The sequence below is a fragment of the Paenibacillus cisolokensis genome (assembly GCF_050481165.1).
GTDB classification, from domain to species: Bacteria; Bacillota; Bacilli; order Paenibacillales; family Paenibacillaceae; genus Paenibacillus_AH; species Paenibacillus_AH cisolokensis.
In genome coordinates this window covers 1-16,307 of record NZ_JBCNFP010000188.1, presented here as the reverse complement: position 1 = coordinate 16,307, position 16,307 = coordinate 1, and the positions used below count along the sequence as shown (strand labels likewise).

Annotated in this window: 12 protein-coding genes; 2 read left to right on the top strand and 10 right to left on the bottom strand. The window is 55.6% G+C overall.

Features of this window, described 5'->3' with window-relative positions; all coding sequences use genetic code 11:
• Positions 1 to 352: 352 nt before the first annotated feature.
• From ABEV74_RS22825 to ABEV74_RS22815, 3 genes are all read right to left on the bottom strand, one after another.
• Positions 353 to 1,840, bottom strand: coding sequence for an ABC transporter substrate-binding protein (locus tag ABEV74_RS22825; RefSeq protein WP_062494370.1), 1,488 nt, complete (start codon positions 1,838 to 1,840; stop codon positions 353 to 355).
• A 109-nt stretch (positions 1,841 to 1,949) separates the two neighbouring features.
• The gene (locus ABEV74_RS22820) at positions 1,950 to 2,816 is read right to left on the bottom strand and encodes a carbohydrate ABC transporter permease (RefSeq protein WP_430149957.1); all 867 of its coding nucleotides are present in this window, start codon (positions 2,814 to 2,816) and stop codon (positions 1,950 to 1,952) included.
• A gap of 115 nt (positions 2,817 to 2,931) precedes the next feature.
• Positions 2,932 to 3,870, bottom strand: coding sequence for an ABC transporter permease (locus ABEV74_RS22815; protein WP_430149954.1), 939 nt, complete (start codon positions 3,868 to 3,870; stop codon positions 2,932 to 2,934).
• A gap of 236 nt (positions 3,871 to 4,106) precedes the next feature.
• Between ABEV74_RS22815 and ABEV74_RS22810 the strand changes: the two genes are divergently transcribed.
• Both ABEV74_RS22810 and ABEV74_RS22805 read left to right on the top strand, forming a co-directional pair.
• The gene (locus ABEV74_RS22810; protein ID WP_430149951.1) at positions 4,107 to 5,876 is read left to right on the top strand and encodes a sensor histidine kinase; all 1,770 of its coding nucleotides are present in this window, start codon (positions 4,107 to 4,109) and stop codon (positions 5,874 to 5,876) included.
• Positions 5,869 to 7,470, top strand: a complete 1,602-nt coding sequence (locus tag ABEV74_RS22805) for a response regulator (RefSeq protein WP_430149948.1) — start codon at positions 5,869 to 5,871, stop codon at positions 7,468 to 7,470. Before ABEV74_RS22810 ends, ABEV74_RS22805 begins: the two co-directional genes overlap by 8 nt.
• A gap of 79 nt (positions 7,471 to 7,549) precedes the next feature.
• On the opposite strand, the gene ABEV74_RS22800 is transcribed toward ABEV74_RS22805, so the two are convergent.
• The 7 genes from ABEV74_RS22800 to ABEV74_RS22770 all read right to left on the bottom strand — a co-directional run bounded on the left by ABEV74_RS22800 (position 7,550) and on the right by ABEV74_RS22770 (position 16,098).
• Positions 7,550 to 9,226 (bottom strand): DUF4855 domain-containing protein, encoded by a 1,677-nt coding sequence (locus ABEV74_RS22800; protein ID WP_430149945.1) that lies wholly within the window; start codon positions 9,224 to 9,226, stop codon positions 7,550 to 7,552.
• 69 nt (positions 9,227 to 9,295) lie between these two features.
• On the bottom strand, positions 9,296 to 10,309 hold the full coding sequence (locus ABEV74_RS22795; RefSeq protein ID WP_430149942.1) for a zinc-dependent alcohol dehydrogenase: 1,014 nt from the start codon (positions 10,307 to 10,309) through the stop codon (positions 9,296 to 9,298).
• A complete protein-coding gene (locus ABEV74_RS22790; RefSeq protein ID WP_430149940.1) occupies positions 10,306 to 11,403 on the bottom strand; it encodes a glycoside hydrolase family protein in 1,098 nt (365 codons plus the stop codon). Before ABEV74_RS22790 ends, ABEV74_RS22795 begins: the two co-directional genes overlap by 4 nt.
• A gap of 108 nt (positions 11,404 to 11,511) precedes the next feature.
• Complete coding sequence (locus tag ABEV74_RS22785) at positions 11,512 to 12,396, bottom strand: carbohydrate ABC transporter permease (RefSeq protein ID WP_062494388.1); 885 nt, start codon at positions 12,394 to 12,396, stop codon at positions 11,512 to 11,514.
• Entirely contained in the window at positions 12,396 to 13,325 is a 930-nt protein-coding gene (locus ABEV74_RS22780) for a carbohydrate ABC transporter permease (RefSeq protein WP_430149937.1), read from the bottom strand. The genes ABEV74_RS22785 and ABEV74_RS22780 overlap by 1 nt, the downstream gene beginning before the upstream one ends.
• Positions 13,326 to 13,387: 62 nt before the next feature.
• Positions 13,388 to 14,746, bottom strand: coding sequence for an ABC transporter substrate-binding protein (locus ABEV74_RS22775; RefSeq protein ID WP_430149934.1), 1,359 nt, complete (start codon positions 14,744 to 14,746; stop codon positions 13,388 to 13,390).
• Positions 14,747 to 14,979: 233 nt separating this feature from the next.
• Positions 14,980 to 16,098, bottom strand: coding sequence for a mandelate racemase/muconate lactonizing enzyme family protein (locus ABEV74_RS22770; protein ID WP_430149931.1), 1,119 nt, complete (start codon positions 16,096 to 16,098; stop codon positions 14,980 to 14,982).
• Between the last annotated feature and the right edge of the window lie 209 nt (positions 16,099 to 16,307).

Sequence of the window (16,307 nt, the reverse complement as noted above, 5' to 3'; positions counted from 1 at the left end):
TACGTTCATCATAGCTAGATCTTAGATCCCTAATGGAAACTTAACGAACCTTTTAATCGAATAGGTGGGCTGGATTAACGCTACCGACCGCACGCCTCTTTGCGCACCTGCAAGGCCCTATCCGCTCGCGCGGCCACACACGCGCGGCCATTGCGCACCTGCAGGGCCCTATCCGCTCGCGCGGCCACACACGCGCGGCCCCAGCCGCCCAGGCGCCCGCGCGGCCCCAGCCGCGCGGCTGCGCGTGCACAAGAAAGAGAGGGCCGCTTTCGGGCGGCCCTCTCTTTCATGCTTGTTATAGCCATCGAATCGTCCAAGGTGATCGGCGCGGCCGGTCCGGTCGCCTTCTACGTTATTTGCTTGCACGCCATTCGTCGAGCTGCTTTTGCACCTCTGCGATGATTTTGTCCAGACCTTGCGCTTTCAGTTTCTCGATCGCTTTCGGAAGCATTTCGGCCGGGTCGACGGAGCCCGTGTTCAACGCCGGACCGAACTCGTCGACCGCGTTTTTCACGTTGGCCAGCTCGGTCATGACGTTCGTCGGGTCGAATTGGAAGCCGAGCAGCGGAGCGTTCTTCGCCGAGTTGTTGAACGCTTCGTATTGTTCCCATTTGTCGGCCGGATCATCTTTCAGCTTGTAAAGCAGGAACATGTTGCCGAGCGTAAACGACGCCATCGAATAGCCGGAATCCGGAATCGGCTCGTACGTATCTTCGGACAGCTTGTTGTAGTGCACCCCTTCGATACCGTAGTTGAGCAGGTTGCGCAAGTACGGATCGGTATTGAGCAAGTTGAGGAACTGCATCGCTTGCTTCGGATATTTCGTATTGGCCGAAATCGCCTGCATGGAGCCGGTTACCGACCAGTTGAACACGATCGGCTCGTGAATCGGCGTGGACGCGATCGGATACTGCATCTCGTTTGTCCACAGAATATCCGCGAACGGCACCGTATGCTGCTTGTCGACAAGCCATTTGCCGGTTTTCAAATGCTCGTCGCCTTGTTTCGTCGCGACGTCAGGCGGCAGGTAGCCCGCAAGATAATATTTGCGCATCGTCTCGAACGTTTGCTTCGCTTCCGGCGTATCCCATACGTTGACCACTTTGTAATCGGTCGTATCCAGCTTCACGCCGACCGGAATGCCTTCGAGCACGAAGTCATACGGCAGGAACGGACCGATGTTCGACGGAATCGGATAAATGTCCGGTTCGCCTTCCTTCACTTTTTTCAGCATCGGCTCCAGACTTTCGAGCGTCGTCGCTTCGGAGATGTTCAGATTGTATTTGTCGGCCAGCTCTTTATTGAAGCGCCATACCGCTTGCGCCGGCAGCTCCTTGTTGGTCGGAATCGCATAGTTGTGGCCGTTCACCTTGGAGCCTTCCAGAAACGCCGGGTTCAGCACCTCCTTGATGCCTTGACCGTATTGGTCCAGAAGCTCGTCCAGCTCAAGGAAATATCCTTTTCTTGCGTTTTCCACGTAAGGGAATGCCCAGGAAGAGGTGAAGGCGATGTCGAACGGCTCGCCCGATGCGGCGATCACTTGCATTTTTTGCGTGTAGTCGCCCCAGTCGATCAGCTTGATCTCGATCGTCGTATTGATTTTTTCTTTCAAATATTTGTTGGCTTCGTCCACGACTTTATCCAGATCCCGCTGAGGCCCGCCGATCGTATACCAGATCAGGTGAGCGGTTTCCTCTGCGCCTTCGTTCGCTCCGTTCTCCGCGGACGCGTTGTCTCCGCCGGAGCCTTCGTTCCCCTTGCCGTTCCCGCCGCATGCGGACAGCACGACAACCGTGAGCAGCAGCATGGCCAAGGCGAGCAGCAAGCTTTTTCTCTTCATGTTTGTTTTCCTCCCTTTTCTATAACCAATTATATTAAAACGCGGAATCCGTCGGGATTCTACGCTTTAATCGCTGGAAAAATCGCTGGCAGCATCCGCTGACCGGCTTTTACTCCTTCACGGCGCCGATCGTCAGCCCTTGCACGAAATAACGCTGGAAGAACGGATACGCGAATACGATCGGCAAGGTGGCCAGCACGACCATCGCCATCCGCGTCGTTTCCGCCGGCAGCGATCTGGCGATCGACGCCCGCTCCGTCGTGTTCGCGACCGTCGAATTTTGCAAAATGAACTGAATGTTCGTCTCGATCTTCATCAGGAGCGACTGCAGCGGCAGCAAATTCGGATTGTCGATATAGAGCAGCGCGTGAAACCAGTCGTTCCAGTAACCGAGCGCGCTGAACAGCCCGATCGTCGCCAGGCCCGGCAGCGATATGGGCAGCACCAGGTGAAAAAATACCCGGAATTCGCCGGCTCCGTCGATTTTGCCCGATTCGATGATCGCATCGGGCACCATCGTCCGGAAGAACGTCCGCATAATCAGCACCGAGAAGGCGCTTACGCTCATCGGCAGGATGAGCGCCCAGAGCGTATCCTTCAAATGCAGCACTTGCGTCGCGACGATATACGAGGGAACGAGACCGCCGCCGAACAGCATCGTGAAAAACGCGATAAAGGAGAAAAACCCTCTGAAGCGGAAATAATTCCGTGAAATCGCATAAGCGTATAGCGCCACGATGGCGACGGAAAGAATCGTTCCGACAACGGTCACAAAAAAGGTCACGCCATAGGAGCGAAGCAGCTGATCGCCGGTTTTGAAAACATAGGCGTACGCGTCCAGCGACCATTTTTCGGGAAAAATGCTGTACCCGTTCTTTGCCAGCGTCGTCTCGTCCGTTAGCGAAATGACGATGACGAACAGAAACGGATATACGCAGCTGAAGGAGAACAGGCCGATCGCCAGATGGGCCAGCATGTTCCAGAACGGCGGCAGCTGATGAATGTTCCGCAGCTTTTTCCGCCGGCCCGGTCTTCCCCCGTCATGCTGCAGCACCGCGCTGTTGTTCATTTTGGGAAATCCTCCTTTCGGTTCAGAACAACGCCTGTTCCTTGTTGATTTTCCGGACGATGAAGTTCGTGGTGATCACGAGCACAAAGCCGACCACGGCTTGATAGAGACCGGCCGCCGTACTCATGCCGATATCTCCCGTCACCTTCAGTCCGCGGTATACGAATGTATCGATGACGTTCGTTACCGGATACAGCGCTCCCGTATCGCGCGGCACCTGGTAGAACAGCCCGAAGTCCGCCCGGAATATGCCCCCGATCGCCAGGATGAACATAATGATGATGACCGGCATAATCATCGGCACCGTAATTCGGCAAATTTGCTGCCATTTGTTGGCCCCGTCGATCATCGCCGCCTCGTAATACGACTTGTCGATACCGACAATCGCAGCCAGATAGATGACGCTGCCGTAACCGACGCTTTTCCACAAATAGACGATGACGAGAATAAAAGGCCAATACTTCGTTTCCGAATACCAGTACACCGGATCGGCGCCGAAATAGCGGAGCAGCTGATTCAGCACCCCTTTGTCGACACTCAAAAAGCTGAACACGAAATAGCTCACGATAACCCAGGACAGAAAATGCGGCAAAAACATCCCCGTCTGATATATTTTCGCCAGCTTCTTGTTCGCGATCTCATGAATGAGAATGGCGACAAACACGGACAAGGCGGTCCCGAGCACGATAAAGACGGCGTTGTACAGCACGGTGTTCCGGACGATAATGTAGGCGTCCTCCGTCTTGAACAAATACTCGAAGTTTTTGAATCCGACCCACTCGCTTTGGATTATGCTGGCCAGAAAACCGTCGCGGCTAAACCTGTAGTTTTTGAAGGCGAGAATGACTCCCGGCATCGGCAAATAACAGAAAAGCAAAAACCAGACGGCCCCCGGCAGCACCATGATGAGCAGCGCCATGTTCCGGTTAACCGTTCTCAGCCAGCGCATCAAGCTCCCCAATGTTGTCCCCCCCTTGCCTGATTTAAAGGTTGCATGAAATAATGTACTCCACTGCAAACGTTGCCAAAAGTGAAAAAATCAAAAGTAAGATGGACAAATCAAAAAAACCGCTTTGGGGCTTCCGCCAAACGCCGCGATTTGTGATACAGTTATACATGAGGGAAAACACCGGTACCTCAGCTTTGAAAGCGCATACGAAAACGTCGCCGAAAGCGCGATAAAGGGTGCACAACAACATGACCGTCATCGCTGATTTCTATAAAAGGCACTTCAGACAAAAGCTGTTCAACAAAATATTGCTCACTTATTCCGTGATCACGATTCTGTCCCTCGCGACATTATCCGGATTCGTCTATACGTATTTGGCCGACGGCCAAGTAAACAAGGAGCTGGAGCTGAACAAACAAATATTGGCCGATATCGGCAATTATTTGGACGCCCGCTACGCGATCTCGCAAAACATTACCCAGCAAATTTACCGGAACGAATCGTCGCTCTTGTCCGGCGAGGTGCTGTCGTTTCTGCAAAACGACTTTTCGCAATACTTGTACAAGCGGCTGCAGCAATATATCGATACCGGCGTCCGGCCGCTCGATATCGGGTCCTACCTGCGTCTTCAACTGGCCAACAATCCCGGCATCCGCACCATCTCGCTTTACAGCACAAGCAAAAAGTTCCTTTATGTTTTGAGCCGGGATACGCAGTATTACTACCAGACCGGCGCCGAGCTGCAAGAGGCGCTGAACGAGCATATCATCACGAAGAAGAGCATCACGACGATCAGCAACATTACCGACCTGACGACGCGCAAAATCGTCGGCCATCTGATCATCGATTACGATTCGGACGGCATTTATCAGTCGTTCCAGAGCAAGCGCGCCGAAATGAAAGGCTACGTCGTCGTATTGACGCCCGAAGGCGACGTCGTATTCGATTCCTCGAACCGATATTACGGGCAAAAGTATCCGTATTTCGCCTCCGTTCAATCCGCTTCTCCGACGCAGCGTTTCGAGGAAGAAGCTTATTTGAACGTGCACACGGCCAACCGGTTCGGCTTCTATATCGCCGGCATCGTGCCGAAATCGGAAATCGCCGGACAGCTGAAAGGATTGAAGAACGCGCTGTTCCTCGTCACGATCGCCTGCATCATGACGGCGGTAGCGCTTACCTATTTCACGATCGTCACGTTCTCCCGAAGAACGAACGTCATTGTGCAGGCGATGAAGAAGCTGCAGGACGGCGACTTGTCCGTGCGGCTGCCGCTTGAGAAAGAAGACGAGCTGTACCAGATCTCCAGGCGGTTCAATCAAATGTGCGAAGATTTGACGCAATATATCGACCGCGTCTACAAATCCGAAATCAGGCAGAAGCAGGCCGAGCTCGTCGCGTTCCAGGCGCAGATCAAGCCTCATTTCATGTACAACACGCTCGAGGCGATCCGCATGCGGGCGCTGTCCAAAAAAGCCGACGACGTCGGCGAAATGATCTATTTGCTGGCAACGTTGTTCCGGTATTCCGTCAGGAAGGACACGATCGTCACGCTGGCGGACGAGCTCGAATACTGCAGCTTGTATCTCGATCTGTTCCGCATCCGGTATATGAACAATTTCACGTACGAGATCGATATCGAGCCGGAGTGGATGAATGTTCCGGTTCTCAAGCTTTCGCTGCAGCCGCTCGTCGAAAACTATGTCGTGCACGGCCTGGTCATGTCCCGGACCGACAACCGTCTGCGGATTGAGGCCGAGCCGGAAGGCGACCTGCTCAAGATTACCGTCCGCGACAACGGAAACGGCATCGAGCCGGAGAAGCTGGAAGAGCTGCGGCGCAGACTGCGCGAGCCTTCGCCGCACGCTTCCGATTCGATCGGCCTGACCAATGTCCACGAGCGGATCAAAATATGCTTCGGCAGCGCGTACGGGCTGCAAATCGACGGAGCGCACCGGCAGGGTGCTGCCATCACCATGACCATACCTGCAAGTCCAAGGGGGCATTCAAGTGCGTAGACTGTTTATTGTCGATGACGAACCGTTTATACTTGAAGGATTGTCAACCGTAATCGACTGGGAGGAATTCGGCATTACGCTCTCCGGCAAAGCGGCAAGCGGCCCGGAAGCTTTCGAGGCGCTGCGCCATACGGGGGCGGACATCCTGATGACGGACATTATGATGCCCGAGATGAGCGGCCTGGAATTGATCGGGAAGCTGAAGCCGCTGTTTCCGGATATGAAATACATCGTCCTGAGCGGTTACAACGAATTCGAATATGTAAAAGAAGGAATGCGTCTCGGCATCGAAAATTATTTGCTCAAGCCGGTCAACATCAAGGAATTGACGGAGACGGTCGCAAGCACGGTGCAGAAGCTCGAGAACGCCGACCGGCAGGCGTTCGTCCGCCAGAGCGAGCTCGACATTTTGCGGGACAACGTCATGAACCGCTGGGTGACCGGCAAGATTGACCCTACGGAGCTGAAAACGCGGCTGCAGCTGCTGGACATTCCGGCAGACAACCCGTTCTACGCGGTGGCCACGATCAAGCTCGTGGCAGGCGGCGACGGCGGCTCCCCCGAAGGGGACACCGGGAGCGCCGCCGGACTGCGGGAGCCGGAGGACGGCAATGAAGCGTACCGGGTCAGCCGGGCGCTGGCCGACGGCGCAGCGGGGAACGTCTGCTGCTTCCGCGATCTGGACGGCGACGTCATCCTGATCTTCACCGGCCCCGCGCCCGAAGCCGGACAGGCGGAAGCGCTGGCGCTGCTTGACCGAATCCGGCAGCAATTGCGGAAGCCGGGCATTCAGGCGCTCATTACGCTCGGAAGCGCGGAATCCGGATATTTGGGCGTTTCGCAAAGCTACGACCATGCGAAACGGCTGCAGGAATATTTTCTGACGAATGCGGGAGACGACATTATCCGCTACGACCGCATGGCCGCCGCCGACGCCAAGGCCGGCTCCGCAGCCGTCGATCTGCTCGAATACGAGCAGCTGCTGCTTGCCAAGGACAAACGGGCGGTGTACGCCTACATCGACAAGCTGTTCGCGGATTTGCAATCGATGGAAACGGTTTCTCCCGCTCATATTCACAACTGCGCCGTTGATCTGATTCTGTGCACGAAGCAGGTCGTACGGGACAACAAGCTGAACCACGAGCTGGCGACGAGCGGCTACAAGCAGCTGTTCACCGCGCTGTTCAAAGCGCATACGATCGGCCAATTGGTGGCGCATGTCAAATTTATCGTCGGTTCCGCGATCGACTACCTGTCGGTCGAGGATGACGAGTTCAGTCCGGTCGTCAAGCAGGTGCTCCGCCACATCGAGACGCGGTATGCGGAGGAGCTGTCGCTGAAGACGCTCGCCCAGTCTTTGAACATCCACCCGTTCTATCTCGGCCAGCTGTTTCAGAAGGAGACGGGAAAGAGCTTCTCCGATTACGTCAATTCGTTCCGGATCAAGAAAGCGCAGAAGCTGCTGAAGACCACCGCGATGAAGACAAGCGACATTTCCCGTCATATCGGCTATTTGGAACCCGGATACTTCTATAAGCAGTTCAAGAAATATACCGGCGTTTCGCCGACGGAGTACCGGAGCGGACGGTCCTAAAGCGGCGGCTGTCCGCGAGGTGGAGCGGCCCCGAAAAGAATCATCGCCCTATCCGTTCGTTGGATAGGGCGATGGCCGTTTATTGTCCGTATGTGCCTTTTATGAATTGATATGTTTTGTCATACACTTCGCGCGCCGCGGGATCGGCGGACTCCGCCGCCTTCTTCAGCGTCTTGACCTGCTGATAGAACGCAGTGAACGAGTTCATATAGCCGTGCTCCACGCCTTTGTCGAGATAAGCGTAATATTTGTTTCGAGCCGCCAGATCGGTAAGCACCGCATCCGACAGCTCCATCTCCACGCCCAAGCCGTTGTCATAGGCGGCTTGCGCGATCGTATCGAGCCGGTCGACCGTCGTATTGTGGAACGAGTAGTTCGGCTGCATCAGCGCCGTGTCGAATCCGTTCGCCTTCCAGTCGTCCCAGCCGCGGGCGAAATAATACGGAATCCACTGCAGCTTGGCGCCTTTCTTATGCACGTAGTCCGCCACCCACTGCAGCAGCCGGTCCTCGTTGACCGTCGTCTGTCTCGACAAAAACTCGTTGTACCAATAGAAGCCGACGAGCTCCATATTTTGATAGCCGGCTTCGTTCCAGCGCTTGTACACTTCGTCGACATACCATTTGACGACCTTCTTGCGGCTCTGGAGTGCCGCTTCCTCGCCGACTTCCTGCACGTTCATGTTTTCGCTGATGCCGTCGCCGTCCACATCGCCGAAGTCGCTCTGGTCGGTGCGCGGGTACGGAATCGAAATGACGACTTTCGCCTTATATTTCCGGTTCTTCAGATCGGCTTTCGCTTCTTGGACCGCTTCTTCCAAAGCGCCCAGCTCGTATTGATCCCGGAACAAGCGGCCAAGCGTCAACTCCCAGTCCTCCTTGTCCGTCGGCAGCGCGCTCGCGCCGTAATTGGCCCCGTTCAGCAGCGGGCCGTACTGCAGAAACAGGAAACCGTCGAACATAAAATCTTTCCGGTTCATATTTTCGTCCACATAGGCGACGTACGGCTTCAAATCTTCCTTCGTGAACGAAATCCAGTCGGCCGGCTCATACTGCCATTCGCCGGTATACAGCAGCACCTGGCTGTTGATGCCGCCCGCCTGCTTGGAACCTTTCTTCGGATAGCCGGCTTGCTTCGGCCCCGCAGGGGACGGATGCGGTTTTTTGCCGGACAGGTCCGGCGTTCCGAGCACCTCGATTTCGTCGAGGAACACCCAGGACTGCACCGGGAATTCCACTTTGACATAGCGGGCTTGCTTGTGGATGCCGCTGATGCCGATTTTCTGGGTTGCCGGACCTTTCAGCGTCGTCGGCAATGCGCTGCGGCCGTCCTTCAGCTTCTCCCACTTCCTGCCGTCCAGCGAGACGGAGAAATGTACCTTCAGCGGGAAGAAGATGCCGTTCGGGTTGTCTTGCAGGAAGTTGACGTAGATGTCTTCCACGGTGGCCGGATTTTCCAGATCGATCGTCACGATCCGGCTTCCTTGCCATATCCGCCCGACATAAGCCGGGTTCGAGAACGTCGTTCCCCCGTATTCGCCGTCGGTCAATTGCCGCCCGGTATCGTCCGGATGCGCGGATTCCGTCTTGCCGAACAAGCTGTCGAGCTGATATGGCGTTTCGAGCGTATAGCTTTTTCCGAGAGACAAATTGACAAGCTCCGGTTCCGGCGCGGACTTCGCCTGGACGGGCCCGATCGTGCCGGCCGAACCGATCAGCGCGGCAGCGAGAAGACTGAGCAGTGTTCTTTTCAACATCAAGGTCATCTCCTTATCAAGATTGGATCATCGATAAGTCCTTCCTTATTTCCTGCTTGCCTTGCCGTCTTACGCATCGTAGCGAAGCAGCACGCCCAATGATTGTTTTGCATCCCGCTGCAGCGCCTTATAAGCTTCCGGGACTTCGCGAATCGAAAATTCGTCCGTGATCAGCCGGCCAATGTCGAGCCGACCCGTTTCCAACTGCCGGACGAACTCCGCCATATTCCGGCCTTCCGTCCACCGGACATACGATTTCGGATAATCGATGCCCTGATCCTCGTACTGCGCGTCGTACCGTCCGGGGCCCGCCGCCCGCGCAATGATGAAATCGGCTTCTTTCTGAAAGAACAGCTCGCGCGGGAAGGCGATCGGCACGTTGCCGACGAGCGCGTACTTGCCCCGGAATGCCAGCTTCTCCATCGTCGACTCGATTATTTTCGAATTCGAAGAATGAGCGACAAGCGAGATGGCGTCAAAACCGTGCCCTTCCGTAAATTGTCCGATCCGCTCGTCCAATTGCCCGTCGTCGGCCGGATAAGCTTCCATCCCGCAAGCCCGGGCCAGTTCGACTCTCGCCGGATTCATGTCGGTGGCGAACACACGATAGTTCGCCTGATGGCACAGTTGGCCGATCAGTTGGCCCAGAAGCCCCAGACCGACAACCCATACGGTTTCCCCGAACTGCAGCGACATCCGTCTTACGCTATGAATGGCGACCGAGCCGAGACCGACGAAAGCCGCTTCGCGCAGCCGCGCTTCCGACGACAGCTTCGCGCAAAGCTGCCTCGGAACCGAAAGCTGTTCGGCATGAAAGACATAAGGCGCGCCGTAGCACGCGACGAAATCTCCGGGGGCCAGATCCGTCACGCCGGAGCCGACCTCCGTAACGATGCCCGAGGCGCTGTACCCTAATTTGAACCCGTCCGGGACATCCGCATGCTGAATGATGTTCAATTCCGTCCCGGGGCTGATCGAAGAATATTTCACCTTGACCAGCACCCGGTACGGATTGTCGCTGAGCACCGGCTTCTCCGCTTCCTCCAGCACGGCAGCGCGCCGTTTGACGACGATTTGCTTCATGCGATCGGCTCCCCTTTATTGTTGAATTCCAATACCGGCTCTTCGTCCAGCGCCATGCAGGCGATGATGCCGGCGAAGCCGGATGCTTTGCGGAAGGTCGTCGTAACTAGCGCACGGTCCGGCTCGCTATGCTTAATATTCGGCCGGAACCGCAAGACGCCGCGCTCCCGCAAATCGGTCTCGACCTCGCGGAAACGGTTCAGCCCGATCTCCCGCACCTGTTCGGAAGCCGTGCTGCGCGCCAGGGACATGTACAGCTCCCAGCCGTTGCTCCAGTCCCTCGTCCACCAGGGCGCCTCCGTCTCTTCGGACGGCGGCTGCCGGATTGCTTCGACCATCGTGGCCACGGCCTGTTCGGACACTTGACGCCAGCGCGCCAGCAGCTCTTCCGGCAGCAAACGGAGCGCGGTATGGGCGAAGGCGACGATCGTCGCCTGATAGAGCACGCTGTTGCCCATCACGACCGAGCCGTCCCAGTTTTCGATATAAGGCCACCAGCCCGGCTCGTTCTGGCCGAACCGGTCCGCCAGATGGCCGAAAATCGCCACGACCTGCTCCAGATAGACCGGGTTGCCGGTCAGCTCGTATGCTCTCCCGAACGTATGGGCCGCGTACATATCCCCGTTCAGCACGTCGAAGTTTTCGCCGGGTCTCTTCAGCACGACGCCCGGCCGCTCCGGCACCGTTTGCGTCAGCAAGTAATCGGCGGCGCGAATCAGGCTCTCCTTCGCCGCTTCACTATTCGTCGCCTGATGGATATGGTACAGACTGTTCGCGACGGCGCCGATCTCGGCGATATCGACGACAGGCGGTTCGCCCGCCTTCGCATAATACGGCTGCGTAAAGCCGCCGCTCGGCAGCTGCCTGTTCCATATGTCCTCCGCAAGCCGCCGGGCGATGTCGAAGCCGTCTCCGCCGTTCAGCTTGCCGTCGAGCGTGTAAAAACAGGCGGCCAGCCCGGTCGTGCAGCAGCTCGCCCGATCGCCCAGTTCGTCGTCCAGCATATAGAGCCCGCCCGATGCCGGGTCCGTTCGGAGCAAGCCGTCAAAGTAAGGCTTCAATTCCTTCACAATATCGGAAACGAACGATTGCACCTCATTTCACCTCCTTTCCGGGTATTTTTCAGGCGCATACCAAGCGTTTTCCAGGCGTTTTCCAGGAATTTTCCAGGCGCTTACCAGACGGTCGCACGCCATTTTCCGTCACTTGGACCCCGTCAGCGTAATGCCTTGAATGAAGACGCGCTGCACGAAGAAATACAAAATGATGATCGGGATCGTAAACAGCGCCGCAGCCGCCATCAGCATGCCCCACTCGACTTTATATTCGCCAATGAACGCTTTCAGTCCGACCGAGAGCGTCCATTTGGACGGATCGTTCAAGTAGATAAGCGGCTGCTGGTAATCTTTCCACGAAAAGAGAAAGACGAGCAGCCCCACAGTAAACAGCGCCGGCTTGGACAGCGGCAGCATCATTTGCCAATAAATCCGGAACTCCGATGCGCCGTCGATCTTCGCCGATTCGGTAATTTCATAGGGAATGCCCATGAAGAACTGGCGGAGCAGAAAAATATAATAGGCGGCGCCGAAAAATGCGGGCAGCACGAGCGGCCAAATCGTGTTGACCAGATTCAGCTTGTTGTACAGCACATACAGCGGTACCATCGTCGATTGCGCAGGCAGCATAATCGTACCCATCATGATCATGAACAGGATGCCGCGCCCTTTGAACGGAATACGCGCGAACCCGTAAGCGACCAGCGGCGAAGCGATCAGCTCCCCGAGCACGCACAGCACGCAGATCAGCAGCGTATTCATCGTATATTGGAAAAACGGTATTGCGTTGACGGCGTTGGAATAGTTCGACCAGTACAGCTCTTCCGGCCACCATACGAACGGTATGGCAAAAATGTCGTCCATCGACTTGACCGAAGTCAGCATCAGGTAGGCGAACGGGCCGAGAAAACAGACGCCCGCCAGCATCAGGATGAAATGTTTGCCGATCGAACGCAGCATCTTCCTCGCCGTCTTCTTCCTGCGGGAACGGGCAAGCCGCAGCTCTTCGGCCGCCAAAGACCGGGCTTCCATTATTTCTCACCTCCGTAGTACACCCACCGGGCCGATGTTTTGAAAATGACAAGCGCGCAGAGCATCACGACGACGAACAGGATCCAGGCCATGGCCGACGCGTAGCCCATATTCAGGAAAGAGAATGCTTGCTGATAGAGATAGATGGAGTAGAACAGCAGCGAATTTTCCGGTCCGCCGGTCGACTGGGAAGCTTCGGCGAAGACCATCCCTTCCGTAAAATATTGAAACGACGCGATCAGCATCATGATCAGCTGGAACAGCGTCATCGGGGAAATCGCCGGCAGCGTGATGCTCCAGAATTGCCGCCATTTGCTGGCGCCGTCGATCTCGGCCGCTTCGTAGTACATTTTCGGCACTTCCTGCAGGGCGGCCAAATACATAACGGTGACGGTGCCCGTTCCCCAGAACCCCATCAACACGATGGACGGCTTGGTCCAGTCCGGATCGACCAGCCAGTTCGGCCCGACAATGCCTACGTATTCCAGCAGCATATTCACAAGTCCGTATTGCGAGTTGAGCAGCCACATCCACAGCAGCGAACCGGCTACCGCCGGCACGAGCGTCGGCAAAAAATAAATGGTGCGGTAAATGCTCTGTCCCTTCACTTTCGCATTGAGCAGCAGCGCCATCAACAGGGCGTAGGCCAGATGAGGCACGACCCCGAAAACGGTAATATAGAGCGTGTTGTACAAGGACAAATAAAATTTCTCGTCCCGAAACAGCGCCTTGTAATTGTCGAGCCCTACCCATTTCGGCGGCGAAAACAGATTGTATTCCGTCATGCTGTAATAAAAAGAAGCGAGAATGGGATACAATTGAAAAATGAGAAATCCGATAATCCACGGGCCGGTAAACAATAAACCGGTCAGCAATATTTTCCGTTCTCTTCTGCGTATGCCGGCCGCATTATCATGTTGACCTGCCATCCCTCCGCCTCCTTTCCCGGTGATTGAGAAGTGGGCCGAGCAAGTCGGCCCACATCGCTTCTTTATTTATCTGCGAGCGGCTGAATTTTCTTCGCTACGTTGTCCATCGCTTCCTGCGGCGTGATCGTGCCTTTCAAGGCTTTCTCGGTCTCTTCGGTCAGCGCCTGCAAATATTCATTGATATACGAGCTGTTCGGGAACCCGTTCAGATTTTCGTTTTTCGCCCTTTCATAGAAGCTGTGCATCGTTTTGTTTTCATCCGTGTACAGCCGCTGATCGTCCAGCGCCGACTTGACCGTCGGAATGACATGCGCCTCCAGCGAGAATTCAACTTGAACGTCCTGGGTCATCAAATATTTGATAAATTCCCAGGCCTCGGCCGGATGTTTGGCCTTCTGGGGAATTAACACCGCACGCGGGCTGACCATACCGGAACCTTTCAGCTCCGGCTTGGCTTCCGGATAAGGGAACGGAGCGACGCCGATCGGACCGTCTTCCGCCCGCTCCGGCATAAAGTTGTACTCCCAGCCGATCATCATCGCCAGCTGCCCCGTCAGGAGCGGGTCCTGAGGCGTACCGCGCTTGCCCATGCCGGATTTGAACTTGTCGATCTGATCTTTGCCGAATTCTTCATAGAAGGAACGCTGATAGGCGATCGATTCGACGTTCGCCGGCGCGTTCGGCGTAACTTTCCCCGTGCTCTCGTCGTACCAGGAGCCGCCGAAAATAATCGGCCAGAATACGTTGTCGATCCACGGATAGTCAGGGATAAAGCCGATTTTCGTAATGTTGCCTTTATCGTCTTTTTTCGTCAACTGCTTGGCGTATTCGAACAGCTGCTCCAGCGTTTCCGGAGGCGCCGTAATGCCCGCTTCCTCGAAAGCCGCCTTGTTGTACATCAGCGAGTTGGCCATACTCATCGTGAACGGCATCGCGTAAAATTTGCCGTCGATCATCATCCGTTCGGCCGCGGCGGGAATAATCGCGCCGGTATCGAAGCCGTCTTTGGCGATGCTGTCGCTCAAGTCCAGCACGGCGCCGGCCGTCGCCCAAGGCCCGATGTTGTTCCAGTAGGTCAGCAGCACATCGGGCGCCGCGCCGCCGGAGATGGCGGTCAATTGCTTCGTCGGATCCTGGTTGCCCAAAATGTTGACCTTGATGCTGTCCTGGCTGTTGTTGAAGTTCTCGACGACTTTGTTAATCGGTCCGGCGTCAGCGTCCGTATAGGTATGCCAGAACGAAATCTCCACTTTTTCTTTCGGCGGCTCGTTCGAGCCTTCATTCGCATTTGTGTTTGTGTTTTCATTCGTGTTTTCGGACGTTCCGCCGTCGTTTCCGGAATCGGCGCCGCCTCCGCATCCCGCCATAATCAGCGAAAATATCATGACAAATAACAGCAGCACATACGATTTTTTTCTCATGGACATTTGGCCCTCCCTTGTTTGATCGAGCGTGACAAAGCAACGATTGGTTCCGTTTGATCCGTACTTGAAGCGAGCCTCACCTCCCTGCGGCGTTCACTGTAAGCGGTTAAAACGAATGGAGAGCATACTTGAACGAACAGATTTCAAGAAAACGGATGAAACAATCATCTTTTTTATTTAATTTTATTGGATATTTTTTTCTATTGATTGTAAAAAAAAAGAAAGGCTGTTTAAACGCGAAATTTCTCTATCTTGTCCATCGAAATCGTGCAGCCGATGCCGGCGCCTTGCGGCAGCTCCACATCGCCTTCCGTGATGACCGGTCCCGCTTCCACCGGATCGTCCGCCAGGAAGATCGGACCGTTCAGGTCGACCGGCCGCTTGATGCCGAGATACCGGAACAGGTGGGCGCTCGCCGTAAGCCCGAGCGTCGACTCCGTCAATCCACCGCCCAGCAGCTCGAAACCCGCCTCGCGCGCAATTTCTCCGCACAGCTTCGCGCCGCTCAAGCCTCCCATTTTGGTCAGCTTCACGACGATCGTATCGCAAGCCTCCAAGCGGATCGCCTGCATGACGTCTCCGGGCGTCCAGACGCTCTCGTCAAGCGCGATCGGAATCGTCGTCTTCTTTCTCAGCTCCGCATGCCCGTGCAGATTGTTCGCCGGAAGCGGTTGCTCGAACACGTCCACGCCGATGCGTTCCATCTGCTTGGCGAGGGCAACCGCTTGCGGCAAATTGTAGGCCTGATTGGCATCGACGCGGAAGAACAGGTCGGGAGCGGCAGCCTTGACTGCTTCCAGAATGGCGATATCCTGCTGCGGGTCCAGTCCGATCTTCACATCAACTCCTTCGTACCCGTTCTCCTTGGCATAAGCCGCTTTGGCCGCGGCCTCTTCGGGGCTTGCCGTGCTGATCAGATAGGACAGCTTGATCCCTGCTGCCGGCGAACCGTGCCACATCTGCGCGAGCGGCATACCGAAGGCGTTGCCGATCAAATCGTGCAGTGCCGTGTCGATCGCCGCTTTCGCGATCGGTTGTCCGCTCCCGAGCCCGGCTCTTATCTCTCTGTTCATCGCCGCATGGATCGATCGGATATCGGTTGCCTCCATCCCGAGCAGAAGCGGGCGCAAGTAGTCCGATATGGTGCTGGAGACGGTTTCAAGCGTTTCATAGCTCCATCGATGACTCGGCCTTGCTTCGCCCCAGCCGATAGCGCCATTATCCGCCGTAATCCGAACGTAGACGTGGGGAGCTCCGCCGCTCGCATCGCCTACTCTTCCGTTCGAGATCGTAAAATGCTGTTTCATCGGAAGCTTGAGCGGAAACAGTTCAACGTCAGTAATTCTCACAACTTCACCTGCCTACTTTTCTAGAGGGTCAACCTTTACACTTGCTATTGTACTAGATTCATTGGAATAAATCTTTATATAGACTATTTAAAGACAATCTGACATCGATTAATACGCTTACATTTCGAAATCAGCTTTACGGCTGCGATGTCAACCGAATTTTTATTGTACAAAATGTCAGTTATTATTACATTATCCTGAATTTCGAA

Coding starts and splice junctions, on each gene's coding strand:
- ABEV74_RS22825 (WP_062494370.1), bottom strand. CDS start 1,840: ATGAAGAGAAAAAGCTTGCTGCTCGCCTTGGCCATGCTGCTGCTCACG.
- ABEV74_RS22820 (WP_430149957.1), bottom strand. CDS start 2,816: ATGCTGGCCCATCTGGCGATCGGCCTGTTCTCCTTCAGCTGCGTATAT.
- ABEV74_RS22810 (WP_430149951.1), top strand. CDS start 4,107: ATGACCGTCATCGCTGATTTCTATAAAAGGCACTTCAGACAAAAGCTG.
- ABEV74_RS22800 (WP_430149945.1), bottom strand. CDS start 9,226: ATGTTGAAAAGAACACTGCTCAGTCTTCTCGCTGCCGCGCTGATCGGT.
- ABEV74_RS22795 (WP_430149942.1), bottom strand. CDS start 10,309: ATGAAGCAAATCGTCGTCAAACGGCGCGCTGCCGTGCTGGAGGAAGCG.
- ABEV74_RS22785 (WP_062494388.1), bottom strand. CDS start 12,396: ATGGAAGCCCGGTCTTTGGCGGCCGAAGAGCTGCGGCTTGCCCGTTCC.
- ABEV74_RS22780 (WP_430149937.1), bottom strand. CDS start 13,325: ATGGCAGGTCAACATGATAATGCGGCCGGCATACGCAGAAGAGAACGG.
- ABEV74_RS22775 (WP_430149934.1), bottom strand. CDS start 14,746: ATGAGAAAAAAATCGTATGTGCTGCTGTTATTTGTCATGATATTTTCG.